Origin of the sequence: Vibrio jasicida 090810c, assembly GCF_002887615.1 — a bacterium.
Classification (GTDB): domain Bacteria; phylum Pseudomonadota; class Gammaproteobacteria; order Enterobacterales; family Vibrionaceae; genus Vibrio; species Vibrio jasicida.
This window is the reverse complement of the sequence record NZ_CP025793.1, coordinates 748,519-774,037: the sequence shown is the minus strand read 5'-3', so window position 1 is coordinate 774,037 and position 25,519 is coordinate 748,519. Positions and strand designations below refer to the sequence as shown.

General features: G+C 44.7%; 32 protein-coding genes and 1 riboswitch. Of the genes, 19 read left to right on the top strand and 13 right to left on the bottom strand.

The window, feature by feature from the left end; genetic code table 11:
* Positions 1–81: 81 nt before the first annotated feature.
* The 3 genes from C1S73_RS21130 to C1S73_RS21120 all read left to right on the top strand — a co-directional run bounded on the left by C1S73_RS21130 (position 82) and on the right by C1S73_RS21120 (position 1,567).
* Complete coding sequence (locus C1S73_RS21130) at positions 82–675, top strand: TetR/AcrR family transcriptional regulator (protein WP_038865177.1); 594 nt, start codon at positions 82–84, stop codon at positions 673–675.
* 59 nt (positions 676–734) lie between these two features.
* Complete coding sequence (locus tag C1S73_RS21125) at positions 735–986, top strand: DUF6482 family protein (protein WP_005452623.1); 252 nt, start codon at positions 735–737, stop codon at positions 984–986.
* 155 nt (positions 987–1,141) lie between these two features.
* Positions 1,142–1,567, top strand: coding sequence for a universal stress protein (locus C1S73_RS21120; protein ID WP_009706243.1), 426 nt, complete (start codon positions 1,142–1,144; stop codon positions 1,565–1,567).
* Between the two features lie 65 nt (positions 1,568–1,632).
* On the opposite strand, the gene C1S73_RS21115 is transcribed toward C1S73_RS21120, so the two are convergent.
* From C1S73_RS21115 to C1S73_RS21105, 3 genes are all read right to left on the bottom strand, one after another.
* The gene (locus tag C1S73_RS21115; RefSeq protein ID WP_005439057.1) at positions 1,633–1,851 is read right to left on the bottom strand and encodes a hypothetical protein; all 219 of its coding nucleotides are present in this window, start codon (positions 1,849–1,851) and stop codon (positions 1,633–1,635) included.
* 118 nt (positions 1,852–1,969) lie between these two features.
* The gene (locus C1S73_RS21110; RefSeq protein ID WP_038865176.1) at positions 1,970–2,722 is read right to left on the bottom strand and encodes a DeoR/GlpR family DNA-binding transcription regulator; all 753 of its coding nucleotides are present in this window, start codon (positions 2,720–2,722) and stop codon (positions 1,970–1,972) included.
* Positions 2,715–3,467 carry a glycerophosphoryl diester phosphodiesterase gene (locus C1S73_RS21105; RefSeq protein WP_038865175.1) on the bottom strand — a complete coding sequence of 251 codons (753 nt, stop codon included), beginning with the start codon at positions 3,465–3,467 and terminating at the stop codon, positions 2,715–2,717. The genes C1S73_RS21110 and C1S73_RS21105 overlap by 8 nt, the downstream gene beginning before the upstream one ends.
* A 230-nt stretch (positions 3,468–3,697) precedes the next feature.
* On the opposite strand from C1S73_RS21105, the gene ugpB reads away from it, so the two are divergent.
* The 5 genes from ugpB (at position 3,698) to C1S73_RS21080 (ending at position 8,825) form a co-directional block, all read left to right on the top strand.
* Positions 3,698–5,005: a sn-glycerol-3-phosphate ABC transporter substrate-binding protein UgpB gene (gene ugpB / locus C1S73_RS21100; RefSeq protein ID WP_038865174.1), complete on the top strand. Its 1,308-nt coding sequence runs from the start codon at positions 3,698–3,700 to the stop codon at positions 5,003–5,005.
* A 127-nt stretch (positions 5,006–5,132) separates the two neighbouring features.
* Positions 5,133–6,014 (top strand): sn-glycerol-3-phosphate ABC transporter permease UgpA, encoded by an 882-nt coding sequence (gene ugpA, locus C1S73_RS21095; RefSeq protein ID WP_038865173.1) that lies wholly within the window; start codon positions 5,133–5,135, stop codon positions 6,012–6,014.
* Positions 6,014–6,862, top strand: a complete 849-nt coding sequence (gene ugpE / locus C1S73_RS21090; RefSeq protein ID WP_038865171.1) for a sn-glycerol-3-phosphate ABC transporter permease UgpE — start codon at positions 6,014–6,016, stop codon at positions 6,860–6,862. The genes ugpA and ugpE overlap by 1 nt, the downstream gene beginning before the upstream one ends.
* Complete coding sequence (locus tag C1S73_RS21085; RefSeq protein ID WP_038865170.1) at positions 6,863–8,008, top strand: sn-glycerol-3-phosphate import ATP-binding protein UgpC; 1,146 nt, start codon at positions 6,863–6,865, stop codon at positions 8,006–8,008.
* Positions 8,001–8,825, top strand: coding sequence for an HAD-IIB family hydrolase (locus tag C1S73_RS21080; RefSeq protein WP_038865169.1), 825 nt, complete (start codon positions 8,001–8,003; stop codon positions 8,823–8,825). Before C1S73_RS21085 ends, C1S73_RS21080 begins: the two co-directional genes overlap by 8 nt.
* 18 nt (positions 8,826–8,843) lie before the next feature.
* Here the strand turns inward: C1S73_RS21080 and C1S73_RS21075 are convergent, their stop codons facing one another.
* Positions 8,844–9,056: a hypothetical protein gene (locus C1S73_RS21075; RefSeq protein ID WP_227740514.1), complete on the bottom strand. Its 213-nt coding sequence runs from the start codon at positions 9,054–9,056 to the stop codon at positions 8,844–8,846.
* Positions 9,057–9,598: 542 nt separating this feature from the next.
* Here C1S73_RS21075 and C1S73_RS21070 point away from each other — a divergent pair.
* Genes C1S73_RS21070 through C1S73_RS28225 form a run of 3 tightly spaced genes read left to right on the top strand, consistent with a single transcriptional unit; the run spans position 9,599 to position 10,274 of the window.
* Positions 9,599–9,934, top strand: coding sequence for a hypothetical protein (locus C1S73_RS21070; RefSeq protein WP_038865166.1), 336 nt, complete (start codon positions 9,599–9,601; stop codon positions 9,932–9,934).
* Between the two features lie 35 nt (positions 9,935–9,969).
* Positions 9,970–10,146: a hypothetical protein gene (locus C1S73_RS27810; RefSeq protein WP_155396650.1), complete on the top strand. Its 177-nt coding sequence runs from the start codon at positions 9,970–9,972 to the stop codon at positions 10,144–10,146.
* A complete protein-coding gene (locus tag C1S73_RS28225; RefSeq protein ID WP_038865164.1) occupies positions 10,146–10,274 on the top strand; it encodes a hypothetical protein in 129 nt (42 codons plus the stop codon). Before C1S73_RS27810 ends, C1S73_RS28225 begins: the two co-directional genes overlap by 1 nt.
* 75 nt (positions 10,275–10,349) lie before the next feature.
* On the opposite strand, the gene C1S73_RS21065 is transcribed toward C1S73_RS28225, so the two are convergent.
* The 6 genes from C1S73_RS21065 to C1S73_RS21040 all read right to left on the bottom strand — a co-directional run bounded on the left by C1S73_RS21065 (position 10,350) and on the right by C1S73_RS21040 (position 15,521).
* Complete coding sequence (locus C1S73_RS21065; RefSeq protein ID WP_038865162.1) at positions 10,350–10,766, bottom strand: MarR family winged helix-turn-helix transcriptional regulator; 417 nt, start codon at positions 10,764–10,766, stop codon at positions 10,350–10,352.
* Positions 10,766–11,674 carry a CDF family Co(II)/Ni(II) efflux transporter DmeF gene (gene dmeF, locus C1S73_RS21060; RefSeq protein WP_038865161.1) on the bottom strand — a complete coding sequence of 303 codons (909 nt, stop codon included), beginning with the start codon at positions 11,672–11,674 and terminating at the stop codon, positions 10,766–10,768. The genes C1S73_RS21065 and dmeF overlap by 1 nt, the downstream gene beginning before the upstream one ends.
* A gap of 253 nt (positions 11,675–11,927) precedes the next feature.
* Positions 11,928–12,932 carry a CobW family GTP-binding protein gene (locus C1S73_RS21055; protein ID WP_038865160.1) on the bottom strand — a complete coding sequence of 335 codons (1,005 nt, stop codon included), beginning with the start codon at positions 12,930–12,932 and terminating at the stop codon, positions 11,928–11,930.
* Entirely contained in the window at positions 12,922–13,482 is a 561-nt protein-coding gene (locus tag C1S73_RS21050; protein ID WP_038865159.1) for an LbetaH domain-containing protein, read from the bottom strand. Before C1S73_RS21050 ends, C1S73_RS21055 begins: the two co-directional genes overlap by 11 nt.
* A 149-nt stretch (positions 13,483–13,631) precedes the next feature.
* A complete protein-coding gene (locus tag C1S73_RS21045; protein WP_038865158.1) occupies positions 13,632–14,972 on the bottom strand; it encodes a dihydroorotase in 1,341 nt (446 codons plus the stop codon).
* Positions 14,973–15,068: 96 nt separating this feature from the next.
* On the bottom strand, positions 15,069–15,521 hold the full coding sequence (locus C1S73_RS21040; protein ID WP_038865157.1) for a Fur family transcriptional regulator: 453 nt from the start codon (positions 15,519–15,521) through the stop codon (positions 15,069–15,071).
* Between the two features lie 224 nt (positions 15,522–15,745).
* Here C1S73_RS21040 and C1S73_RS21035 point away from each other — a divergent pair, with 224 nt between their 5' ends.
* Positions 15,746–16,600 (top strand): patatin-like phospholipase family protein, encoded by an 855-nt coding sequence (locus C1S73_RS21035; RefSeq protein ID WP_038865156.1) that lies wholly within the window; start codon positions 15,746–15,748, stop codon positions 16,598–16,600.
* Positions 16,601–16,779: 179 nt separating this feature from the next.
* Here C1S73_RS21035 and C1S73_RS21030 read toward each other — a convergent pair whose 3' ends face one another.
* The gene (locus tag C1S73_RS21030) at positions 16,780–17,628 is read right to left on the bottom strand and encodes a pirin family protein (protein WP_038865155.1); all 849 of its coding nucleotides are present in this window, start codon (positions 17,626–17,628) and stop codon (positions 16,780–16,782) included.
* A gap of 324 nt (positions 17,629–17,952) precedes the next feature.
* On the opposite strand from C1S73_RS21030, the gene cspE reads away from it, so the two are divergent.
* The 4 genes from cspE (at position 17,953) to C1S73_RS21010 (ending at position 20,393) form a co-directional block, all read left to right on the top strand.
* The gene (cspE, locus tag C1S73_RS21025) at positions 17,953–18,162 is read left to right on the top strand and encodes a transcription antiterminator/RNA stability regulator CspE (protein ID WP_038865154.1); all 210 of its coding nucleotides are present in this window, start codon (positions 17,953–17,955) and stop codon (positions 18,160–18,162) included.
* 305 nt (positions 18,163–18,467) lie between these two features.
* Positions 18,468–18,677, top strand: coding sequence for a hypothetical protein (locus tag C1S73_RS28160; RefSeq protein WP_038865152.1), 210 nt, complete (start codon positions 18,468–18,470; stop codon positions 18,675–18,677).
* A 51-nt stretch (positions 18,678–18,728) separates the two neighbouring features.
* Positions 18,729–18,869, top strand: a complete 141-nt coding sequence (locus C1S73_RS21015) for a PA3496 family putative envelope integrity protein (RefSeq protein WP_038865151.1) — start codon at positions 18,729–18,731, stop codon at positions 18,867–18,869.
* A 319-nt stretch (positions 18,870–19,188) separates the two neighbouring features.
* A riboswitch (purine riboswitch) is annotated at positions 19,189–19,288 on the top strand.
* Positions 19,289–19,388: 100 nt separating this feature from the next.
* Positions 19,389–20,393 (top strand): adenosine deaminase, encoded by a 1,005-nt coding sequence (locus C1S73_RS21010; protein ID WP_038865149.1) that lies wholly within the window; start codon positions 19,389–19,391, stop codon positions 20,391–20,393.
* 75 nt (positions 20,394–20,468) lie between these two features.
* On the opposite strand, the gene C1S73_RS21005 is transcribed toward C1S73_RS21010, so the two are convergent.
* Both C1S73_RS21005 and C1S73_RS21000 read right to left on the bottom strand, forming a co-directional pair.
* Positions 20,469–22,103 carry a sensor domain-containing diguanylate cyclase gene (locus C1S73_RS21005; RefSeq protein ID WP_038865147.1) on the bottom strand — a complete coding sequence of 545 codons (1,635 nt, stop codon included), beginning with the start codon at positions 22,101–22,103 and terminating at the stop codon, positions 20,469–20,471.
* Positions 22,104–22,257: 154 nt separating this feature from the next.
* On the bottom strand, positions 22,258–23,181 hold the full coding sequence (locus C1S73_RS21000) for a LysR family transcriptional regulator (protein WP_038865146.1): 924 nt from the start codon (positions 23,179–23,181) through the stop codon (positions 22,258–22,260).
* A 168-nt stretch (positions 23,182–23,349) separates the two neighbouring features.
* Between C1S73_RS21000 and C1S73_RS20995 the strand changes: the two genes are divergently transcribed.
* From C1S73_RS20995 to C1S73_RS20985, 3 genes are all read left to right on the top strand, one after another.
* The gene (locus tag C1S73_RS20995; RefSeq protein ID WP_038865145.1) at positions 23,350–23,844 is read left to right on the top strand and encodes a hypothetical protein; all 495 of its coding nucleotides are present in this window, start codon (positions 23,350–23,352) and stop codon (positions 23,842–23,844) included.
* A gap of 3 nt (positions 23,845–23,847) precedes the next feature.
* Positions 23,848–24,837: an efflux RND transporter periplasmic adaptor subunit gene (locus C1S73_RS20990; protein ID WP_038865143.1), complete on the top strand. Its 990-nt coding sequence runs from the start codon at positions 23,848–23,850 to the stop codon at positions 24,835–24,837.
* A gap of 138 nt (positions 24,838–24,975) precedes the next feature.
* Positions 24,976–25,449 (top strand): peroxiredoxin, encoded by a 474-nt coding sequence (locus tag C1S73_RS20985; RefSeq protein WP_038865142.1) that lies wholly within the window; start codon positions 24,976–24,978, stop codon positions 25,447–25,449.
* Positions 25,450–25,519 lie beyond the last annotated feature (70 nt).

Sequence of the window (25,519 nt, the reverse complement as noted above, 5' to 3'; positions counted from 1 at the left end):
AAGTATGGTTTTATAATTTCGGAGTTGCGTCAATAAAAATCATACCGTATAGTATGATTATCAAATCAAGAGAATCTGAGCATGAGCAAGATCGAGCAAAACCGAGAGAAGAAACGCCGAGCTATTTTGGAAGCCGCGAAAGAGAACTTTTTGTCCGAGGGGTATGTGTTAGCGAACATGGATAAAATCTCCGCCCAAGCAGGCATGACAAAGCAAACCGTGTATCGCTACTTCCCATCTAAAGCAGCGCTATTTGAAGCAACATTGCGCCAGATAGGTGAAAACATGGATGGTGGCTTCATTAGTCACCTACAAAAGGATGATCTGCGAGAAGCGTTGAATTCATTTGGTGAACACTTCGTTTCTTTCCACCTTTCTGATGAACACTTGGCGACCTTCCGCTTGTTGATTGCAGAAAGTGCCAAAGCGCCTGAGATCACGGCGATCTTCCGCGAAGTCGGTCCGGACGATACCGATGCCAAGCTCACTCAGTTCTTCCAAGATCGTTTCGATATCAAGGAACCGGAAACACAGATTCGCCTTTGGACAGGCATGCTGCTGTCGATTCGCTCTGGCGTTTTAATGGGAATGGAAAAGCCAACGCAAGCCGAAATAAAGGAGCACGTGCAAGAAGTGACTGAGTTTTTGTTGGCAGCAATCGAGCATCAGAAGTGAACTAAAATCCATCGCTCGCCGTAATAGCCAAAGAGTGAAAACACCAATGGGAAACGGCTATGAATCTTTTGATTGAATCGGTCGAGGGTGGTATCTACCTCGCTTATAACGTAGAAAACCAAACAAGATCTTTGATCTTGAACGAGCACAAAAGCCCACTCACATTCGCCAGCCTCTGCGAGGCAAGAGACCACTTTCGAGGAGAAGGATACTCCTCTGCAAAACTGGTTCACCTCAACGCATCCGATGAAATGTGTGGAGAGAGAATACGCTGTGACATGCCACTAGAGATTGAATTGAGCTGGTATTAGTATCGGCTCTTTTTTCGCCCTCCCCTCAATATCCTCTCGCTCTTAGGCTGGTGATAATTTGCCAAAACTTTGAGCGATTTCGGGATCTTATCAACACATTTTTTGTTAAAGGCGTACTATGCTATTGGTAGTGTATTCCACAAGAGGGCGTGGTTATGAAATACAAACATATCCTAGTCGCACTGGAACTGTCTGATGAGAGTACTGTGTTGATTGACCGAGCGGTATCTATGGCGAGTTATCTCGGTGCCGAGATTTCTTTTATTCATATCGATGGTACTCATGGCGAAATTTATCGTGAGCTTGTCGATATTAAAGCAAACCCAGACCAAAGACCGTTGAATGAACATTCAATGGAGTGCTTGAAGTCCTTTAGCGATTACATGGAGCAGCCATTGAAGCACTTCTTCGTTGGCACGGGTGACTTGGCGGACAAACTGGAAGTGACCATCAAAGAACAAGAAGTTGATCTGCTTATTTGTGGCCACCATCAAGACTTCTGGAGCAAGATCATTTCTTACTCAAGACATCTGATCAACAAGTCTCCGGTCGATATTCTGGTTGTGCCGATTCACGACTAGTTTGAATGAACGATCTAAAAAGCCGCCAACGATGGGCGGCTTTTTTGTTGTTCTTGTTGGCTCAATTAAGGCTCTATTTCACCAATCGAATACAGCACCAACTCTTCTGGGTTGTTCCCTTCCCCTAACGAGTGAATGTCTTCCCCTTCTTGCTTCAGCTCATTAATCAGCTTGAGCGCTTTATCTTGCTTCACCCCAATAATGGTTGGCATTTCAGAGGCAGAGACACCAAAACGTGTCGCAACAAGCAAGTTTCTTACTTTGGTTTTATCCGATTCAAACATGGCAGGACCTCTTTATTTTCAATCATCTAAGCATAGCGAATCGCGATGAAAAAGCATCACGCAGGTCGAATCAATAACGGATTTTCCTACGAGTTAGACAAGCACGGCAAGCAAAAGCTTAGTTACTGAAAACCCGGTCGAAATAATTGAGTGGCGCCACCTTAGTGTTGGCTCTTCGCTGCCATTTACTTTTGTTCGCCACCAGCCATTTTTGTTCGGAGTTGGCTAAAATTGCTTGGCTGACCTTGGCCTCTCTCAATTCATGTTCCATCGCGAACAACTGAGTATCAACTTCTGTGCGACCAAAATTGACCATCTCTGAATGAGGCTGCGCGATTTCGGTGATACCTGCACAGCCAATAATTCCGATGTCTGCGGAAAACTGGCCGTAAAACTGCTCTGCCGAACCATCCACCACGTCGCGATCGTTAGTTCGAATACGACCACCCGGAATCCAAGTTTCGATGTTCTCAAAGTGAGAAAGAATATGCGCCGCTTCGAAGTTATTGGTCACCACACGTAACTCACTGTGATTAGCTAGACGTTCGGCAACCAAAGTAATCGTAGTACCAATACCTAGAAACAAAGTCGTTCCGTTTGGGATAGCTTTGACTACTTCATCGGCGATGATCTGCTTTTCCTGTTGATTGGTGACTTGGCGAGAGGCATAGCTGCGATTGCTCAAAGTGGCAGGCAGCCCGACACCACCATGATGGCGTCGGGTGAGTCCGAGTCGACAAAGTTCATTGATGTCGCGACGAATGGTTTGCGTTGTGACTTCGAAACGTTGGGCAAGTTCTTCTATCGAGCAATATTCTTGCTGATGAACCAGTTCAATGATGCTTTGTTGACGGACGTTTAAATTATTCATTCAGTGCGAGTTCTCGTATGGCTGAAGGCACTTTTACTTTATATCGTTGAGGCGTATCTGTAATCATCATATCCACGCCCCAACGCCAATGTGCTTCAACTAATTGAGGAAAGTTTGGTGTATAGCAGAAGAGTTGATAACCATACTGCTTGATTTTATGAGCTTGCAATTCGGTCAGGAAGCGGTAATCACAATGCACACTGTATGCATCGATGTGTTGTAGCACGACAGCGGAATCATCTGGAATCTCTTGCCATAGCTGCCCTCTTCTCACTTCCGGCAGGTAGTTTTTCATCATCATTAAGGCTTCTGTGTTAAAGCTAGAAAACAGAATCGCGTCCGCTTCTACACCTAAATGCTCAATCACCTGCGCAACCTTTTCGCACAACAGGTCGATTTCGTCACCGGAGTAAACCTTCAATTCAATATTGAGCTTCACACCCGCTCTTGAAGTCAGCTCAAGCGTCTCTTCTAAACTAGGGATAGGTTCGCCTGCGAAGTCATCACCGAACCACAAGCCTGCGTCGAGCGATCTCAGCTCGTGCCAAGTCAGATCTTTGACTTTGCCTCGACCGTTCGTGCAGCGGTTGACCGTTTTGTCATGGATAACGACAGGAATGTTGTCCGCACTAAGCTGAACGTCGATTTCAATCCATTCACAACCAAACTCAATGGCGCGCTGTATTGCCGATAACGTGTTTTCTGGAGCCAAACTGGATAAGCCGCGGTGTGCTGTTATTTTCATTTTTTATTCCGTCTTTTTCATTTGTTTTCAAATGAACTATCTCAACCCTCAATGACGCTTTGATTACAAAATGGTGACGAAAACATTGTTCAAATAAGTTCATTTTTTTGTAACTAGAACGTCATTTGGCTCATTTAATGTTCATTTGAATTTTTTGGAGCGGATTCATAATCAAAATGAACATTCGCAAGGAAACACCTGTTCAAATCATCCAATGAAAAGGAATCATTATGGCTATTAAACACCTCGCCGGACTTGCAGTTGCAGCGGCATTCATCAGCACGCAAGCACAAGCAAAAACAGAGGTTGAGTGGTGGCACGCGATGGGCGGCGCGCTAGGTAACAAGGTTAATGAAATTGCAGCAGACTTTAACGCAAGCCAATCAGAATACGAGATCAAACCGGTTTACAAAGGCAGCTATGCAGAAACCATGACCAGTGCTATCGCGGCGTTCCGAGCAAAAGAGCAGCCAGCGATTGTACAAGTATTCGAAGTGGGTACGGCGACCATGATGGGCGCAGACAAAGCGATTTATCCTGTTTATCAATTGATGGAAGACACCAAAGAGTCGTTCAACTCTGATGATTACCTTGCCGCCGTAACGGGTTACTACACCACAAACGAAGGCAACATGCTTTCTCTGCCATTTAACAGCTCAACGCCAGTGCTTTACTACAACAAAGACATGTTCGCAAAAGCTGGCGTAGCAAACCCACCAAAGACATGGAAAGAGATGGAAGAAGTTTCTCGTAAGCTGCTGGCATCTGGTGCGAAGTGTGGTTTCAGCACAACGTGGCAATCATGGACGCAAATCGAAAACTTCGGTGCGCGTAACAATGTTCCTGTTGCCAATAACAACAACGGCTTTGCTGGCTTAGACACTGAGTTTAAATTCAATGATTCGGCGTTTGTTCGTCACATTGACCAAATGGGCAAATGGTCGAAAGAAGGCATCTTCAAATATGGCGGTCGCCAATCTGATGGTATGCCACTGTTCTACACCCAAGAGTGTGCAATGACTATGGGCTCCTCGGCAGGTCTGGCTGGCATTAAAGAGAACATGAAAGACGTTGATATCGGCGTAGCGCAACTGCCTTACGATTCAGAGATCGTCGCTAAACCACAAAACACCATCATCGGTGGTGCATCACTTTGGGTACTTCGTGGTCATTCAAGCGAGGAATACAAAGGCGTGGCGAAGTTCTTCTCTTACCTTTCTAGTGCAGAAGTCCAAGCAGATTGGCACCAGTTCACTGGTTACCTACCAATCACTAAAGCGGCTTATGAGCTAACCAAAGAACAAGGCTTCTATGCTAAGAACCCAGGCACAGATACAGCGGTTCTACAAATGACGTCAACCGAGCCTACAGAAAACTCGAAAGGCATTCGCTTTGGCAACTTCCTGCAAACTCGCGACATCATCAATGAAGAGCTAGAAGCAGTGTGGGCAGGCAAAGCAACGGCACAAGCTGCGCTAAACAATGCAGTTCGTCGCGGTGACGAGCAGCTACGTCGCTTTGAGCGCACACAGAAGTAACGAACATTAATAACGAACAATGGTGCGCTGAGTCTTATTCAAATAACCGCTCAGATACGCACTCTCCCCGCCCATCTTGGGTGGGGAATTCGTTCACACACCTTGCCTGTTTTACTTTGGTATTTGTATGTCCTCACCTGTTGTTTTTAAACACAAATGGCTTCCGGTTGCGCTGATCGCACCTCAGTTGGTGATCACCTTGGTGTTCTTCATCTGGCCGGCAGGACAAGCCATTTTCCAATCTTCTCAACTTGAAGATGCTTTCGGCATGAGCCGTGAGTTTGTGGGTTTGGAGAACTTTGAAAAGCTCATCCATGATCCCCTTTACCTAGATTCGTTAATGACCACGCTGCAATTTAGCATCAGCGTTGCGGTGCTCGCGTTGGTCAGCGCACTCGTTCTTTCCGCTTTCGCCGAACAAATCATCCGTGGCGCGACCATGTATCGCACCTTCTTGATTTGGCCTTATGCGGTCGCTCCGGTTGTCGCAGGTTCGTTATGGCTATTTTTATTCGATCCAACCATCGGTGTGATGACCGAACTGTTGAACCTGTTTGGCGTAGACTGGAATCCAACGCTCAATGGCACCCATGCGATGTGGATGGTGATCATCACCTCGACGTGGAAGCAAATCAGCTACAACTTCCTGTTCTTCTTAGCAGCGCTGCAATCCGTGCCGAAGTCTTTGCACGAAGCCGCAGCCATTGATGGTAGCGGTCCGATCAAACGCTTTATCACCATTAGCTTCCCACTGATTTCACCAACCAGCTTTTTCTTGTTGGTCGTGAACTTTGTTTATGCGTTCTTTGATACGTTCGCCATCATCCACGCGATGACACAAGGCGGTCCGAGTAACAGCACCTCGACCTTGGTTTACAAAGTCTACAACGATGGCTTTATCGGGTTGGATTTAGGTTCATCGGCCGCGCAGTCCGTAATCCTGATGATCTTGGTCGCTTCCCTGACTGTGATTCAATTTAAGTATGTTGAGAAGAAGGTGGCGTACTGATGGTAGAAAGAAGACCGTTTTTCAATCTGTTTTGCCATGTCATTTTGATTCTTGGCATCATTTCGATTGCGCTTCCGGTTTGGATTGCAATCGTAGCAACGACCCATGAGAACAGTGCATTCGCTACTGGCACTCCACTTTGGTTTGGAGATTTGGGTTTTAGTGTATTTACTGACTTGTTGAGTAACGACACTCAGTACAACAATAATACTTTGCCGATTGGCAGCATGCTGCTGAACTCTTTCATTATGGCGATGTGCATTACCATTGGTAAGTTGAGCATTTCCATCATGTCTGCCTATGCTGTGGTGTTCTTCCGTTTTCCGGGACGAATGCTGGCGTTCTGGATGATCTTCTTCACGCTGATGTTACCCGTTGAAGTTCGCATCATGCCGACGTTTGAGGTGATTACAAACCTCAACATGCTCAACTCATTTTACGGCTTAACCATTCCGCTGATTGCCAGTGCGACAGCGACTTTCTTGTTCCGTCAGTTCTTCTTAACGATACCGAATGAGTTAGTGGAAGCAGCACGAATTGATGGCGCAGGACCGATCAAGTTCTTCTTCGATATCTTGTTGCCTCTGTCGCGTACCAACATCGCGGCACTGTTCGTCATCACCTTTATTTATGGTTGGAACCAATATCTATGGCCACTGCTGATCACCACTGACGTGCAGTACTACACCATCGTGATGGGCATCAAACAGATGCTTGGAGTAGTTGATGGTGTTGTGGAATGGAACAAAATTATGGCCACCACCATTATCGCCATGTTGCCACCCGTGATTGTGGTAATTGCAATGCAAAAAGCCTTTGTTAAAGGTCTGGTAGATTCGGAGAAATAAATGTCCACGTTAACTCTTTCAAATATCGCTAAATGTTATCCGAACGGCTATCAGGCGATCCAAAAACTTAATCTCAATATCTGCGACGGCGAAATGGTCGTATTGGTTGGCCCAAGTGGCTGCGGTAAATCCACCCTACTTCGCATGATTGCAGGCCTAGAAGAAATCAGCTCTGGCGAGCTCAAGATCGACACCACAATCGTCAACGACCTCGAACCTGGCGAGCGCGACATTGCCATGGTTTTCCAGAACTACGCCTTGTACCCACATATGACGGTGTACAACAACATGGCTTATGGGCTGCGCAACCGCAAAACACCGAAAGCGGAAATCGAGCGATTGGTTCACGAAGCAGCAAAGATGCTAGAGTTGGATCACCTTCTTGATCGTAAACCGGGACAGCTTTCTGGCGGACAACGTCAGCGTGTCGCGATGGGGCGTGCAATTGTACGTGAACCAAAGGTGTTCTTGTTTGATGAGCCTCTATCTAACTTAGACGCCAAATTGCGTGTTCAAATGCGTTTGGAAATTAAGAAGCTGCAACGTCGCCTCGGAACTACATCGGTCTACGTTACCCACGACCAAGTAGAAGCCATGACACTCGCGGACAAACTCGTGGTGCTCAACAACGGCAATGTAGAACAAGTGGGGACACCGCTAGAGATATACGACAACCCTGCTTCTCTGTTTGTCGCGACCTTTATTGGTTCACCATCCATGAACATCTTGGATGCCAATGTTACCGTCGACGGCATTACTATTGGTGACGCACTGCTTCCTACATCCACAACAAACTTGGATTTGGGGGTAGTAAAACTAGGTCTTCGTCCGGAGCATTTACAAATCAACCAAGATAAACCATGGTTGCAAGTAGAAGTGGAATTGATTGAGTCGCTCGGTGCTGACTTGCTGCTTTACTGCCGCACAGAAGGCGGTGATTCACAAAAGCTGGTTGTTCGAGTTGAGGGACATACGCCGATTCAAATCGGGGACAAACTCGGTTTAGATATCAAGCCCAAGCACCTTCACTTATTTGATGCCAATACCGAAAAGCGCATTGATTGCTCACTCAAAGCGGCGTTATCAACGCCAGTTAAAAGTACGATAGATGACAAACAGACACAACGAGGAGTGGTGAATGCCTAATCCACTATCAGAGCTCAATACAGAGTATCTGAGAAATATTGAATGGTTGTTGACCGACGTAGACGACACATTAACTTGGCAAGGAAAGCTGCCGCCAGACACTTTAATTGCGCTCGCAGAGCTAGAGCGCGTGGGTGTAAAAGTGGTCGCTGTAACAGGCGCATGTGCTGGTTGGTGTGACCAAATGGCAAAGATGTGGCCGCTGCATGGGATCATAGGTGAAAACGGCGCTTTTTGGATGAGAAAAGACGCCGCAGGATTCAGAACTACCTTTGCGCGCCCAGCGGAAGTGATGCGAAAAGAACAACGCACATTGCAAGAAACTATAAAGGGCATTTTGACGGAGTATTCTGAAGTTGAGTTAAGCCAAGATCAGAGCTTTCGGTTCTGCGATGTAGCGGTCAACATTGCCCAGGATCGTTCCCCTGTTGCGGCTTCAATTACGATGGAGATCCTCAACCGTATTTTGCATCTTAACGTAGAATCTAACCCAGTCAACGCGACCCTAAGCTCCATTCATATCAATGCTTGGATAGGAAGCCACAGCAAACGAAGCAGCAGCGAAGCCTACATTAAGCAATTTAATCAGGGGACGTTACCCAATTTGAATCGAGTGACGTACGTAGGAGATTCATTAAATGATGAAGGGATGTTTGAATGGTTACCTGTGACTTTCGGTGTAAAGAATATTCGCCCGTTATTAGATAGCTTAACGCATCAGCCGAAATATCTTACTTCTGAATACGGTGGGTTTGGTTTTGCACAACTCGCGAGCCTGATTGTACAAGCAAAAAATGGCAGCAACACTAACGAATAAACCGCTTGTGGTGTCGTACTATGAATAAGAAGGCGTTGATGTTTCTTTGGTAAACAAACCATGGATAAATTGGCGCTCTTCTTCGCTAAGTTCTACCGCTCCTTGCTGCCTATTTGCATTTTTAATCAGCCTATCAATTTCATTTAATTGCGATAACGTTAAGTTATCTAGGTGGCGCTTCAAGGTTCTAAACTGCTGTTGTTCCATAACTCTTTTCTTATCTTTTTCCAAAAAAGACACTCAATCCGGATATCATCCATGGAGGGGGGAAATACCACGGATTGAGTGAAAGAAGGAGTAAAGACTGCGGCGGATTGCATGAGAAAATCAAAATTCCCAATCTTATATAACTACTCCAACGAGAAAAATAATATCGCTTTTTGATGTATTTATAATTAGCAGTTATGAACTTTCTTCACCACAAGTGCTTAAAAAACTCCCACGAAGAAACGCATCTCAAGCCCTTGGTAGACTTAGCATTTATCCATGTTAAATGCTCCGCGATGCTCAGAATGGAAAAGTCCGCAACAAAAATTGCTTGTGGTTCTCACTAATTATTTTTGTTTGTCGCATCCAAGAGCAGCCCATATTATCCGCAACACAAGGGATGACATTCCTTTCGCTCTTTAACAATCAGATGCTGCATACCGATTAATCCCAATCTTTATATGTGAAAGTACACCTTTAATTTCCCACTTTTTGCTTTTACAACCACTGAGCAGAACATCTCAAGCTGTGTTCTGCATAACAGTCTATTCATGTAGGAATTTATCGTGGATAAATATCAAGCTGCATACGCTAAGCGTCTAGAAAAACTAAAGGGCAATCGCTCACCAAAAGCTATTGCTCGCATTTCGGCGTGGGATGCATTTTTTAACAAAGAATATGAGATGCAAGATCTTGAATCTCAAATGGCAGACTCTGCGCGTCAACGCTACGAGCAATCTGATGTAAAAAATGAAATCAGCTTTAGTTCATTCAAACGCGCATTCTATAAAGAGTCGATCGTGATTTACGATTTGACCGATGGTGCATCAATTCAAAAAGTATTCACACCACTACTTGTGCTGGCGACAGCGTGGGTTCTGTTCGTGTGCTTTAACCAATAATTGAGCATCCAAGATCAATAAACGATAGAAACGCAATGGGCAGAGTGGTTGTCACTTTGCCTCCAACAGTTGAGAGTTTAGGGATGAAAGGAAGAAATATTGCAGCATTTGCCATTGTTATGGCAGCACTAGCATTCGGTTATGGTTTTAAAACTTATCAAGAAGCAAATGGGGTGATGTACCCTACCTTCAAAAAGGAGTTTAGCCTCTAATGCCTAAAATTACGCTTCTCTTACTCGCAACAACTGTTGGAATCGGTATTACCGGTTCTGCATTCTGTGTTGGCGTGACGTACGCATTTACACAACTGCCAATCGAACAAATTCTATCGAGCTTATAAAAAAGTAGAGCACTTCGGTGCTCTACTTTTTGTAATTTGGTGTTCAGGGTTTGTGTTAGAAAACGAAAAGCCTAATCAAAACTCTCTGTTCATTTTCTGCAAGCACGCAAACAGAATGGCTTGATGCTCGGGGTCGATATTACGCGTTAAGTCCTGAACCAAATCTAGATGCAGCTGATTGTGGTGGTGGTGAATTTCTTCGCCACTCGGTGTTAACTTCACGACAATAGCACGGCGGTCTTCTGGATGAGGACAACGTTCAATCAACTCCGCCTTCACTAGTTTTTCAATTTGAACCGTCAATGTACCGGTCGTAATCCCTAGCTTCTCCGCCAGTTCTTTCATACGCAGTGCACCATGCCCACCCAACACTTCAATCGTGTGGATTTGAGCCAGTGAATAACCAGTGCCTTTCACTACAGATTGCTCCCAAGAAGACATTTTGTCATAAAACTCGGTAAGCGTTTGATTCAGCTTTTCTAATTCGCGCATCACTCAGTCGTTTGAACTTCCAAAGTAAGATGATGAATCTTATCAAACTTAGCCAGTATTTGCTTAAATTCATCCAGTGTTTTATCACTCTTATTCTTCAATGCAATCGCCGCAGAATAATGATGGCCACTGACTTTCCAGATATGTAAGTCGACAACCTCCGCATACGGATCTATAGACTTTCTTATCTCTTTACGATAGTTCTTATCGATACTCTCATCCAAAAGTACTGGCGCGGTTTGCTTCATCAAGCCCAACGTCCATTTACCAATCACAACAGCACCAACAATACCCATCATGGCATCTAACCACACCCAGCCGTAAAACTTACCGACAATCAGCGCCACAATCGCCAACAAAGACGTCAATGTATCCGCTAGCACGTGGAAATACGCAGCGGTTAAGTTGTGGTCGTGATGATGTTCGTGATCGTGTCCGTGGTGATCGTGATGGTCATGCCCATGATGATGGTGATCTTGCAAAAGTAGCATGCTTGCAAGGTTCACCACTAAACCAATCACCGCGACCATGATCGCCTCGTTAAATTGGATACTCTCTGGATTAAAGAGACGATGAATCGATTCGACCATCATCATCAATGCCACAATCCCCAACGCAATCGCACTGGTAAAACCGCCAAGTACACTGACTTTACCCGTACCAAATGAGAAGCGGTCATTGTGCGCATTTTGTTTCGCGTAGCGGTAAGCAAAGAGAGTAATACAAAATGCCGTTGCGTGTGTGCCCATGTGCCAACCATCTGCCAGCAATGCCATTGAACCAAACATGGTTCCGGCAGCAATCTCCACCACCATAGTGGTCACGGTTAGAATCAATACGTAGAGCGTGCGTTTTTCACCCTTTTGGTTGTGAGAAACGAAATCATGTGAATGTTGCGATACAGCCATTGCGACACTTACCTTCCAATTTTAGTTTGATTATCAAATTATTTGATTTCAATTTAGTTTGACAATCAAACAATGTCAATGCGGAAAATAAATGATGTTGAAAGCACATTGCCCGATGAGCCGCATGAATTGCAGAGAAAGGCATTTTTGAAAAGTCAGGATAGATCGTCAGAAAAAGAGAAAAAGGAAGAAGAGAGGAAAAACAAAGAAGAGCGTTGAACCTTATCAGGTTTAACGCCCAAGTTATGTGATTCTATCGCATCTCGCAGGCGAGAAGCTTGTCTTCAAATTGCTCATCAATCCTATCGGCAATCAATTCGATTCGGCTTTCTGCACAGTCATCCAGTTCCACTTCCGTTAAACCATCAGGAGTAAGGTTGTAACCAAAAATGCCGCTATTGGTGATGAAGACCGCTTTCATACGTTCTACTTGTAGATCAACCAATAATACGATGAGCTGCTGGCGATCAAACACTTTCTCAGGAGAGAATCGCCAACCAACGCTTTGAAAGCCTTCACCTTCATTCATCGCTTTCAGCAAGCCACTCTCTGGCATGGGCATCTCAGAAACCAATGGCTTTTCATTCGCATGATGATGGTGATGATGCGGAGGATTCTCATGAATAGTGGTATTCCCTTCGAACTCGGCAGATGGAATCACACCATGCTGCGCAAAAATCACCTTCGTGTTCGGACGACCAACATTTTCAACATACACCTTTAGTTTTTCCGAATCGCCCTCTTGATACAGATCGAGTTTGTTACCCACCACGGTATCGGCAATGGCAATTTGTTGGTTAAAGGTCTCATGGTCGGTGTAACGAGCATCAGAAAGCTTACGCGCATCCACCAACGTAATGTTCTTTTGCAATGATAATATGGTTCGGTAATGCTGCGTCGACAGTACTTGCAATACTTCTTTTGGATGACCAAGCCCAGTTGGCTCAATCAGCAGGCGGTCTGGCTTCGCTTCATTAAGCAGTTGGTTTAGCGCGATTTGCATTGGCAAACCGGCAGCGCAGCACATGCAACCACCTGGGACTTCACGGATGAAAACTTGTTGCTGCCCATTGTGCTGGCCTTGAACCAAGCTGCCATCCACACCGATTTCGCCAAACTCATTCACCAATACCGCCCAGCGTTCATTCGCTGGCTTATTCGCCATTAAATTCAGAATCGCCGAAGTTTTTCCCACTCCGAGAAAACCAGTAATAATGTTGGTTGGAACCCCTAAAATAGGTTGATTATCAGAGCTCATTGGCGATTCTCCTATAACCTTGAACCAACTCATGGTTGGCAGATACAACAGACTCCGAAAACGCCGAATATTCTGGTGGCACTTTCGAGATGCTGTTCAAGTCAAAATCAGCGCCGATATTGGTCATCGGTGGTACATGGAAATGCTCTGGCAAGTCTAGACCATCCACCACACAGTTATGACGAATCACGCAACCTGCGCCAATCACGGCGTTAAAGACGACCGAGTTGAAGCCGATAAAAACATCGTCACTCACTTCACAAGGCCCATGAATAATGGAACGGTGCGCAATAGAAGAACGCTCGCCAATGGTCACGGCAGCGCCCGCTTTCGAGTGAATAACCACACCGTCTTGAATATTGGTATCACGCTTAATCACGATGGCTTCCATACCGCCTTGTTCATTGACTTCATCAGCCCGAATTACCGCATAAGGACCAATAAAAACGTTATCTTCAATGATCACTTTGCCACAGATAATAGCAGTCGGATCGATGAATGCATTTTCCGACACTTCCGGCATGTGACCTGTTGGATTTCTTCTTAACATATTGATTTCTCTTTATTCGGCGTCTTATTAAACACTCAAACTACAACGTCTAACTTCAAGCATTACAGCTTCTACAAATCAAGTTTAAAAAACAGGGAGTACAAATAAGCTTTCAAAAATGAAGGTCAAAAATCAGCCCAGAGATAAACCTAGCACCGACGTTCAAATGACAGTCGCATGCCATATTCCTTTGGTTCAATCACTCGTTGGTTGGCATAAACCACACCGCCGTTTACCCACGTTGTTTTGATTTGTGATGAGAACGTATGCCCAGCAAACGGCGACCAACCGCAGTGGTACAAGCTGTTCTCGTTCGTCACCGGCGTTGGTACTGCTGCATCAACAAGAACCAAATCAGCAAAGTAGCCTTCGCGAATAAAACCGCGCTCTTGAACACCATAACGAATCGCAGGGTTGTGAGCGGTTTTCTCTACAACTTGCTCCATCGTCATGTGGCCACGACTCACTTGATCAAACAGCGTCAGTAGTGCGTGCTGCACCAAAGGTAAGCCAGCAGGTGCTTGGTCGTAAGGGACTTGCTTTTCTTCCCAAGTGTGTGGAGCATGGTCCGTCGCGATAATATCAATCTGGCCTGTGCTTAATGCCTTTAGAAGCGCTTCACGATCGCTTGGGTATTTCACTGCTGGGTTACATTTGATTTGGTTCCCACGCTCCGCATAATCCTCATTGCTAAACCAGAGATGGTGAACACAAGCTTCTGCTGTGATGTTCTTATTTTGAATGGAGCCAGCCTCAAACAAGGCAAGTTCTTTTGCGGTGGTAATGTGTAAAACATGCAGTTGGCTATGGTGTTTTCTCGCTAACTCAACCGCGTAAGAAGAGGAGGCATAGCAAGCTTCGTCATCACGTAACACTGGGTGATCTTCGATTGTGAGTTCCGACTTTTTTTGCAGCAACCTTTGCTTGTTTTGAGCAATGTTAGGGCCGCTTTCACAATGGGTGACAATTAACACAGGTGAATCACGGAAAATCGCGTCCAAAGCTTGCGGCGCTTCAACTAATAAATCCCCTGTTGAAGCACCCATAAAGACTTTTACACCACAATGCTTACTTGGGTCGAGCAACTTAATTTGGTCCAGATTGTCTTCTGTCGCACCGAGGTAAAACGAGTAATTTGCAAGTGAGTTGTTCTCGGCAATTGCAAACTTCCGTTCTAATGCATCAATTGTGGTTGTCGCTGGGTTTACGTTCGGCATTTCCATGTAACTGGTAATACCGCCCGCGACCGCTGCACGAGATTCTGTCGCTATCGAGCCTTTGTGGGTTAAGCCTGGCTCACGAAAATGCACTTGGTCATCAATCATTCCTGGGATCAAATAACAGCCTCTCGCATCAATAACTGCATCACCTAGGCGAGCCATAATATCCTTTTCTATGGTTTCAATTCGCTGATCGACAATCCGCAAATCTGTTTCTGTAATCGTTCCTTCATTTACCACACGGGCATTCTTAATCAGCGTTGCAGGCATGACGTTTCGCCGGTTCCTTTTTGTTAGGGATGAAAAAATGAATGACGCACAAAGTGAGTTTTGTGCGCTCATGGTAGGTAGAGTGAGCTCACACCTCTATTTGACACAATCGTCGCAGACACAACTGATTTCCAATTGAGGGCTGATAACCGTAAAACCTTCTTGTCGCGCATTCGATTGAAGGCCAGTAATCATGGCAGGATCGATGGTTTGCTCGCTGATTTTGTCGCATTTAGAGCAAATCAGAAATTGAGGGATACCATGTTCGTGGTCGCACAGGATATGAGAACAGACAATGTACTTATTAGAGACCTTTAGCTTGTGCGCCAAATGTTCACTTTCAAGGAAATCCAAAATACGATAAACCGACATGGCCTGAATATTTTGATCAAAATGCGTTTTGCAATAGTCCATCAACTCATACGCTGACAACGCTTTGTTAGAATGAACCAGTGCTTTTAAGACGAGCTTCCTTTTTGATGTCAGTTGCTTGCCTCGAGCTTTACAGATTTTCTCTACATGCTTAATAACCGCGTCGATATCGCCCATTACCCACCTCACAAAACATTTATGCCACCCAATATATTTTATAATAATTGTTATGTTATAACATAAATTAAAAGTTCATCAAGCTAACACAGAAGTATCCAAGATAAGGCAGAGGTCCACGAACCAACAACGCTTGGCCTAAGGGCGATTTGGGTATATGAATTAGATCCGTTACTCTAGAAGCCTGATATCCCAAATCATAACAATCAAAACGGATGGCAAGGATGGAACAAGTTGGCTCTCGCGCTCTCATCGTAGAAGGCGGCGCAATGCGCGGCGTATTTTCCTGCGGCATACTCGATCACTTCATGGCTCATAACTTCTCACCCTTTGATAGCTTTTGGGGGGTATCTGCGGGAGCAAGCAATCTAGCGGCTTACCTTGCAAATATGCCGGGGCGAAACCTTAAAATTTATCTCGATTACAGCCTACGTAATGAATTTATCTCTCCAACGCAGCTTGTACGTGGCGGAGACATGATGGATTTAGATTGGATGTGGGACATCACGCTCAAAGAACTCGATATAGATAGAGCGGTACTGTCTGCTGATGCTCGCCCTTTCTTTTTAGGTGTCACTCGCCAAGACAACGGACAAGCAGAGTACTTAACCCCAACAATTGATATGCTCGCGGAAACAATGAAGGCAAGCAGCGCATTACCTGTTTTGTATCGCAACGGTGTCGCGTTGAAAGGGATAAAATATGTCGATGGTGGGGTCGCCGACGCTATTCCTGTCGCAGAAGCCATCAAGCGCGGGGCGACCAAAATCATGGTCTTACGGAGCAGACCTGTAAGTTATCGAAAATCCAAACCAAAGTTTGAAAAACTCACCGCGCGTCTATTGAAAGATCACCCTGCGTTGGTCGAGCCAATGCTCACTCGCCATGTTCGTTATAACCAGTCTTTGGAATTAATAGAGAATCCACCAGCAGGTGTTGAGATCATCCAGATTTGCCCTCCGGAAGGTTTTAAACTTAAGCGCTTAAGTCGCTCTCCAGAGCCACTACGTAAAGCTTATGAGCTTGGCATTGAATTTGGTCAACACGCCATTGAACGCTGGAACAAAATTAGGAACTAGGTAGCACGAATCAAAAACTAAACAGATAAAAAAAGCCACACCGACTAGGCGTGGCTGTTGCAAATTCGATGGCAGTGGATATCGTCTTTGCTTGCAGTTGAACTCAATAAGGGAGTTCCAAATCATTGTGCGCTTTTTCCATCTTGCTGAGCGGCCAAACAGCATGTTTTCCTTACGGTTTAATAAGTCTCAAATAAACCTGCGTTGTAATCTTGAATCGCTTGTTCGATTTCTTCGATGCTGTTCATTACAAAAGGACCATAGTGTACAACTGATTCATCAATCGGCTCACCGATGAAGATAAGCGCACCGCTAGCCTCATTCGCGTTTAACTCAGCCGTATCACCTTGAGACAGCAAGGCCATTTCCCCCTGCTTAACAACACGGTCACCAAGACTTACGTTGCCTTTGTAGGCATACACCATCATGTTGTGATGCGAGGGCGTTATAAGATTTAAACAGTCCCCGGCGGCAGAACGCCAATCAGCAACCGTAACGGGCACACCCGTTTTATCGAGTGGACCTCGAATCACTTCACCATTTATATTCAGATCGCCGGACAACACTCTCACCAAACCTTGTGTTTCTTGGTGATACTCAGTGATCGTTTCAGGTTGAAAATCATGGTATTGCGCTGGCGTCATTTTGTTGCGCGCTGGCTGGTTAATCCAAATCTGAAATCCATGCAAAGCGCCATCTTGCATGATTGGCATTTCACTATGAATAACGCCACGCCCTGCGGCCATCCATTGGGCTCCACCGGAACGAAGTTCACCAACATTGTCCATATGGTCGCGATGCTGGAAATGGCCCTTCATCATGTACGTTAGCGTTTCTATGCCACGGTGAGGATGTGGAGGAAAGCCACCAATATAATCCGCTTGCTGATCAGACTTCAGTTCATCCACCATCAAGAAAGGAGAAAAGCTGGCGTTGTTGAATCCGGCAACTCGACGAATCTTTACACCATCACCATCCGCGGTTGCGTGTGAACGGATAACCTGACGAATCTCTCTCAATGTACTCATAATCTTGCCTCCCTTATTGGTATGCTTCCATTGTAGAAAGGGCGGGAGAAAATCATGAGTGGATGAAGTTGTTCTACTCCATCGATTTTTTCGAACAAAAATAAATTCAAAATAATGGTAGCTATTTTTCAAACACGCTGTATAGTGACGGCTGGCTCTTAGAAGAGAGCTGTTAATGCTACATTTAGTTTAAGTTCCCTCTCAGTAAATTCTTGAATCCCTCAATTCAGACACCTGCGTAAAACTTCCTCTTGATTGCACATTCAATAGCTTAAAAAAGATCCACTAAAACTCGTATATTATTGTTTAAATTCAGAGGTTTTTATGTCTAAAGTAACTGGTTCAGTAAAATGGTTTAACGAAACTAAAGGTTTTGGTTTCCTATCTCAAGACAACGGCGGCCAAGATGTATTCGTACACTTCAACGCTATCGTTGCTGACGGTTTCAAAACTTTGACTGAAGGTCAGAAAGTAAGCTTCAATGTAGAAGATGGTAAAAAAGGTCCTCAAGCGACTGAAGTTACTCCTCTATAAGATAGCTTTTCTTGGTGCAGCATCTCCTTGCTGCACCAAACTCTCCTCCCCCTTCAAAAATTCCTCACACTTAACACTCAGCAATATTCAATAAAATTTGCTCGGTTTCCTGCTGCCTAAAATAAATGGGTTGCGGACATGATATCCATCACTAGCACACTGTATCTATCGTTAGAACACTATTGTAATCGTTGGTATATCACTTACTTAAAATTAGGAAAAATTATGTCTAGAAGAACTGGTCGTCAACGACACTGGTATCAATTATCAAATAAAGAAAAAATCACAAAGAAACAGGAGAATAGATGTTAGAAATTGAATTCCGTTTAAAACAACCCGACATTTCTTGGAACGCCAAAATACATCAACTTAACGGTGACATTTTAAGGCGCCATATACTGCCAAAGCTTCAATCAACTTGTTATCTCATTGATTTTAAATACTGTGAGAAGAGCTACTCAGGTGAAATACTGTGTGACTCAGGTTCAAAGTTAGGAAGTTTTAGTATCAAATAAGTCTATTTTGATGCATTAATTAGTAATGCGAATAACTAGGAAGGTATTCAAATGGCCAGAAAAAGTAAAAAACAAATAGAACAAGAAAAGAAAGAGTCTGAACAAAACGCCGCTGCAGTAAAACAACAAACACGCCGACGTATTGAGGACATTATGGAGCAAAGAGAATTTGATAAATTGTTTGATCTTTAATGTTTAAACGAATAAATGAAATCCCTCCATACTCTTTTCATTACTCTTACCTATTAAAAATATCGATGTGCAAGGTATCGCCACCCCTTCTCAGTTCACAATGAGCAAAGCACAGAAACCCGATATTAAACACCAAATTTCTCGCAAGGTGTCATTCAGAATTAGCCTCTGAATACTCGATTCACAGCTCGGTGTGTGCTGGAACCGAAACACCCCGCGATGAAATAACCCCTACAACGCCCGAAAGACTAACCTTCTTCTCCATTTCACTATCACCCATCTGCTTTCTAACAACGCTAGCCAACCCCGATTTTTTGCGTATAATCGCAACCGTTTGCTTCGTATAACCCCAATGATATGGTTTGGGGGTCTCTACCAGCTCCCTTAAAGTGCTGATTACGAAGAGTTGAGATCACTGTGGATCTTACTCTTTGTAATAGCGTTCGATTTTTTCCAATCTATACCTATTCTTAGAGTAACTGCATCCACAACAACCATAAGAAAAAGTGGGAGTTTATTATGAACGCATTTATTCAAGGTCTTCCAAAGGTAGAGTTACATTTACATATAGAAGGTTCGCTAGAGCCAGAATTGTTGTTTGAGCTAGCAAAACGCAACCAAATCGACATCCCATTCGAATCACCTCAAGCACTGCGTAAAGCCTACGAGTTCGAAGATTTACAATCTTTTCTCGATATCTATTACCAAGGGGCAAATGCGCTGCGTACAGAGCAAGACTTCTACGATTTGACTTGGGCATATCTAGAACGCTGCAAAGCCGACAACGTTATCCATACTGAAATCTTTTTCGACCCGCAAACGCACACCGACCGCGGTATTGCATTTGATGTTGTCATTCATGGTATTTTTCGCGCCATGCAAGACGGACAAGAAAAGCTCGGTATCACCTCACAAATCATTGCTTGCTTCTTACGTCACTTATCTGAAGAAAGCGCGATCGAAACGCTGCAATCGATCTTAGAACATAAAGATAAAATCATTGGTGTTGGCTTGGATTCTTCCGAACTTGGTCATCCGCCAGAGAAGTTTAAGCGTGCATTTCAACAGGCAAAAGAAGCGGGCTTGCTGACGGTCGCTCATGCTGGCGAAGAAGGTCCAGCGCAGAATATTGTTGACGCACTAGAGATGCTAAGTGTCAGTCGAGTAGACCATGGTGTTCGCTGCGTTGAAGATGCATCGTTGGTCGAAGCGCTTATCGAAAGCAAAATGCCTCTCACGGTGTGCCCGTTGTCGAACATTAAGCTTTGCGTGTTTGATGAAATGGAGCAGCACAACATTGTTGATTTGCTACGTAAAGGTGTCGCGGTAACCATTAACTCGGATGATCCGGCTTACTTTGGCGGTTACATGACGGATAACTTTTTGGCGGTCAGCAATGCACACCCGATGACGAAGCCAGAGCTAGCTCAATTCACCATCAATGCGATTAATGCGAGCTTCATCAGCGAAGCACTTAAAGCCAAATACCGTGCTCAAGTCGCTGATTATTTAGCGAATCACTGATTATAAATACAAACCAATCAGGGCTAGCTATCTAGCCCTTATTTTGTTGTTTGAAATACACCTTTACTACGTACCTCACGATGTATCTCGTTCGGTTTTAATACAGTTTCTCCCTGCATTTTTTGCAACATAGAGCGCCTTGTCTGCTCTGGCGACCAGTTCATCAAAACTGTCTTCTAACCCTAATGTGGCAATGCCCGCACTGAACGTCACTTTCGAAACAGGGCTGAAATCTTCATCCTTAAGCGCCTCTAAACGGTTTTGTGCCCATTGCAGTGCCTTTTCTAAAGATACCTCGGAAGCAACGATGACAAACTCCTCCCCGCCCCATCGTGCCAACATACCTTCCTCTAAAGGGGTTTGGGCCAGAAAATCAGCAATATGCTTTAGTACGTCATCCCCAACATCATGCCCAAATGTGTCGTTAACCTCTTTAAAGTGGTCAAGGTCGAGCAAAATCAATGAGACAGACCAGCTGTGCGCTCGTGCCTTTTGAAGCTGCTCGTTGACTTTGGTGATCAGTGCACGACGGTTAAATAAGTTGGTGAGTGGATCATGCATGGCCAACCAAGTGAGCTTGTGGTTATTTGCATTGAGCAAATTGACCGAGTACGCCAACTCTTGGTTCGCAGTATTGAGCTCTTGTGTTCTGAGTGCGACCACTTCCTCTAGCTTTCTATTGTGCTGATGGATTTCATCAAAGGTGTTTTTAAAAGCATTGGAAAGCTGACCTATTTCATCTTTCGAATCGTAGCCAGAAAACGCGGTGTAATGATTGTTCACTGCGTTTTCGACATCGTACGTCAGATCCAAAATCGGCCTTGTGATGGAATTGGTGAGATAAAACACGATAGGCATGAAAACAACAATCACCACCGATGAAGTAATCGCAACATCTTCCAGTAGCTCATTGATATCGAGGAAAATATCAGACTCTTCCGTTGTCACAAAGAGCGTCCAATTGGGCAAAGTATCGATTTTAGCGAAAGTCACGATCTTGGCTTCATTGACCTTTCTGTCGTAGTAGTGGCCGTGTCCAACATTCTCCCAATTGGTTTGCACCGCAATGTCAGCAAAGCCTTCAAAACCAACTCGTTCACCTTCAAAAATATTGGCGTGCAAAATCAGAGAGCTGTCGGGGTGAGAAACCACTGTCCCGGTGCTATCAGAGATCCAAGCATAACTGCTGTTGCCTAACTTCACTTTCGACAAACGCTGCGCGAGATAGTCGACAGAGATAGACACACCAACAATCCCTTTCCAGTTATCCGCTTCGTCATACACGGGCACACCAAGGGCCACAACGGGCGTTTTGACTAGTAAGCCAACGTGCGGTGCTGTGATGTGATAATCTCCGTACTTCCATCGAGCGTCTTCTACAAATTCTGGCCACTCAATTTTTATGGCTCTACCCTTGTAATCAATCAGGTTCCAATGCTCATCGACGAAAAGCGTATTGATCACAGACTTCTTAGACATGCTTTTGAGCCACTTAAGCTCTTCGACAATAAAGTCGATATCCCCTTCTTGAACACGTTGGTGACCACTAATGGTGTGCAATGACGCCACATGTCGTTGCAGTTCTTGACTGATGACGTCTGAATGAAGGTTAGAAAGTTGAATGGAGTTTTCTAAGGCGACACTAAAGATCCGTTGCCGCTCTTTAAAGTACAAAACAGCGAAAAGAATCAGGACGAAACAAATCGTCATTACGGAATACGTCACGACAAACTTGGTTCTTACACTTCGGAAAGCAAACCCCGCGATATCCACAAATGTCCTTATTAGATGTGAGGATATGCATATAGTCTAGTTTGTTAGTAAAGAGTCTGCTATGTGGTTTAGTATGAAAAACGGTCGAAATTTAATAGTTTATTGAAAACTTCTTCGCTGCCAATGCACATTGTTCTCTCAACCATTTATGACTTGGATCGTTGGTACGAGATGAATGCCAATACATGGCAACATCGATAGGCTCTTTTAGAAAGTCGATCTCTAACGCTTTCAATTGATACAACTCTTTGTACTGTTCTAACAATATTTGAGGCATAAGGGCGATATAATCGCAACGTTGTATCACCGGCAATATTTCTATAATACTGCTGCTCTGCCAAGCAACGTCACGCTGAGCTAATATCTTTTCGTCTTTAATCCCACGTCCAGTCAAATACCCTCCTTGTTGATCAAGTTGAGATAAAGTGACGTGCTTTTCTGCTAAATATTCATCCACGCTAATGGTATTGCCTAGTAAGCGTGGATGGTCAGCCCGGCACGTTACCGTCAACTTATCAGACATCAACACTTGAGAACGTAAATGAGGATGCAAGTTAGTCTGTGCCTCAATCACAAGATCACATTGCTGAGTTCGCAAAAGGTTGGTTAAGTCCATGCTATAGAGTGGTTCAATCCGCGTCATCGCTTTTGGCGCAGTATGACTAATCATTGCAGACAACTCTGGTAACAAGGTAAAACCGAACACACTCAACGACGAGATCACAAAACGCTTATCACATTGGGCAGGGTCAAATCGAGAATGTTCAGGCAACATATACGCAATACTTTCAACTGCACTGGCAAGCGTTGGGTAAATATCCAGAGCATACGCCGTCGGTGACACACCGTGGCTTTCACGTATAAACAGTGCGTCGTTAAACATCTCACGAAGCCTGACTACCGCTTGGCTGACCGCTGATTGGCTAATACCCAATCGTTGCGCCGCCTTGGTGTAACTTTTCTCTTCGACAATCGCCACAAAGGTCGGCATAAGGCTGTAATCTGAGTGCTTCATAATTTATGTATTCTCGCCAATTTATCCAGTGATATAGCCATAACTTATATCACATATAACTCAACTTATGGCGTTTTTTCATACAATTTCGCGCACGTGATGAAACAAATAAAACAACCATCACTCGCTCAACGTTCTACCCTCCAAACATCGACAAAAGGTATAACTATGAACGTCATAAAAGCCATAGGTCGCGTGATATTTGCGATTTTTATGGTGCTATTAAAGTTCTCGATCTTCATGGCTCTGATGCTTTGCGGTGCTTATTTGCTTGCACCTATAGGTACGATCAATTCAAAAGACATTGATATGAGTTTATTTACCAACACGCCCAACGACACCATGATGGTGATCTTTAACTCTGAATACTTCAGCGGGTACCTGTTCTCTGTCACCATAGCCCTTGTCCTTTTTGTTATCTATTTGCTATGGCAGATCCATGAAGTTGCAGTGCACCGAGCGGAAGAAAAGAACAGTTCTCACATTCAATTGGTTTTTGCTTTGTCTTTATGTGGTTTATTCATCCATAAAGCATGGTGGGTATTGGCACTTATCATTGCGTTCGCTAACTGGGAACACATTGGTCAATCACTTAGCAACATTATTCGCAATAGCCGCCTGTCAACACAACCCCAAACGCCAGCAAAAGCAACGGAGGAATAACCGATGAAAGAGGTAATGATTCCGTACATTTTGATCATGTGGATTTTGGTCTCTACTGGCGCGATCAAATGGACACTTAAAAGCGCGTTTTGGATTATTTCTGGCGGCGCGTTCATTCTTGTAGTGCTGGGGATTCTATCCCGTTTGTGGGCTCCGGTTGATCTCACTTACTCATCCACAGTCAAAGCACCACACTCCGTATTGTCTCCCCTATTTCGTGAGCAAATCGACCACATCAATGTGCAGCACAACCAACGAGTCAAGAAAGGCGATGTGATTTACACCTTAGTGGATACCACTTCGCAAGCCGACGTCGAGAAGATTAAGGCTGGGATTGTGCAGCAAGAAGAGACCATCGCTCAGTTGAAGCGTGACATCGTGCGTGGTGAAACTTCACCAGAAATCTTCAAAGGCCGCGATCTGGAATACTACGAATCACAATTACGCGTCGCCAAAGCGTCATTAAAATCACTCCATGCTGACCTTGAGAAGACTGTCTTTGAGCAAGAGCGTAAAACGGTACGAGCGCCTTATGATGGCCAAGTAGCCGTTGTTAACGTCGCTGACGGCAGCCGTGTGGGTAACATGCACATATACGACACCTCACGTAAGTTTTTAGAAATGCGCATCCCTGACCAAACTTATCGTTACGTTGAAGCGGGGCAGTTTGCTGAGTTTTACGTCGACGCATACCCTGGTGAAGTATTCCGTGCGCGCGTGCACAGTATCACGGCGGGTACCGGAGAATCTTCTGTCTCTCCTCTGCAAGGGCCGCAAAGCGTTCGTCAGCACGTGGGAGCAAACACCAGTAGCCATGGTCGAACTGTGATTTTGGAAATCTTCGAACCCGAAGGCAAATCCATCCCAATCGGTGCAACTGGCTCAGCGTGGATTGCCGCAAATAAACCACACAGCCTGTTTGGCTTCATTGATGTAATTGGCGCAGCAACGGTTCGCCTTCACTCTTATAAGTCTTACTTGAACGCGATGTAGAGAATAAACAAACCGCCCACAGAGGCGGTTTGTTTTTATGAAGTCAATGATGCCCCTACAATTCGTCTGTGGTTAGCAAACACTTTTGGCGCTAGACTGAGTGAGCTATATAAAGCTACCCAAATAAGGAAGAAAATGATGATTCAACAAGGCCAAGTACTACCTGCCGCAACGCTTAGCGAACTGACTGCGGATGGCATGGTAAATCACGAAGTAACCGAACTGTTTGCCAACAAGAAAGTCGTGTTGTTTGCGGTACCAGGTGCATTTACGCCAACATGCTCTGAAGCTCACTTACCTGGCTACGTTGTATTAGCAGACCAACTGAAAGCGAAAGGTGTTGATCTTATTGCTTGTGTATCGGTCAACGATGCCTTTGTCATGCAAGCTTGGGGCGAAGCGCAAAATGCTTCTGAGCTACTCATGTTGGGTGACGGTGATGCAAGCTTCACTAAAGCAATTGGTCTAGAAATGGACACGGGCGGCTTTGGCGGTGTTCGTTCACAGCGTTACGCAATGATCATTGAAAATGGCGTAGTAACAACGCTGAATGTTGAAGAGCCAAAAACATTCGAAGCGAGCAAAGCAGAAACCATTCTCGCTGCACTTTAAGCTCAACGCTAAGATCACAAAACGGAAGCCTCTGCGCTTCCGTTTTTTCTATCTGAACTCACTGATTTTA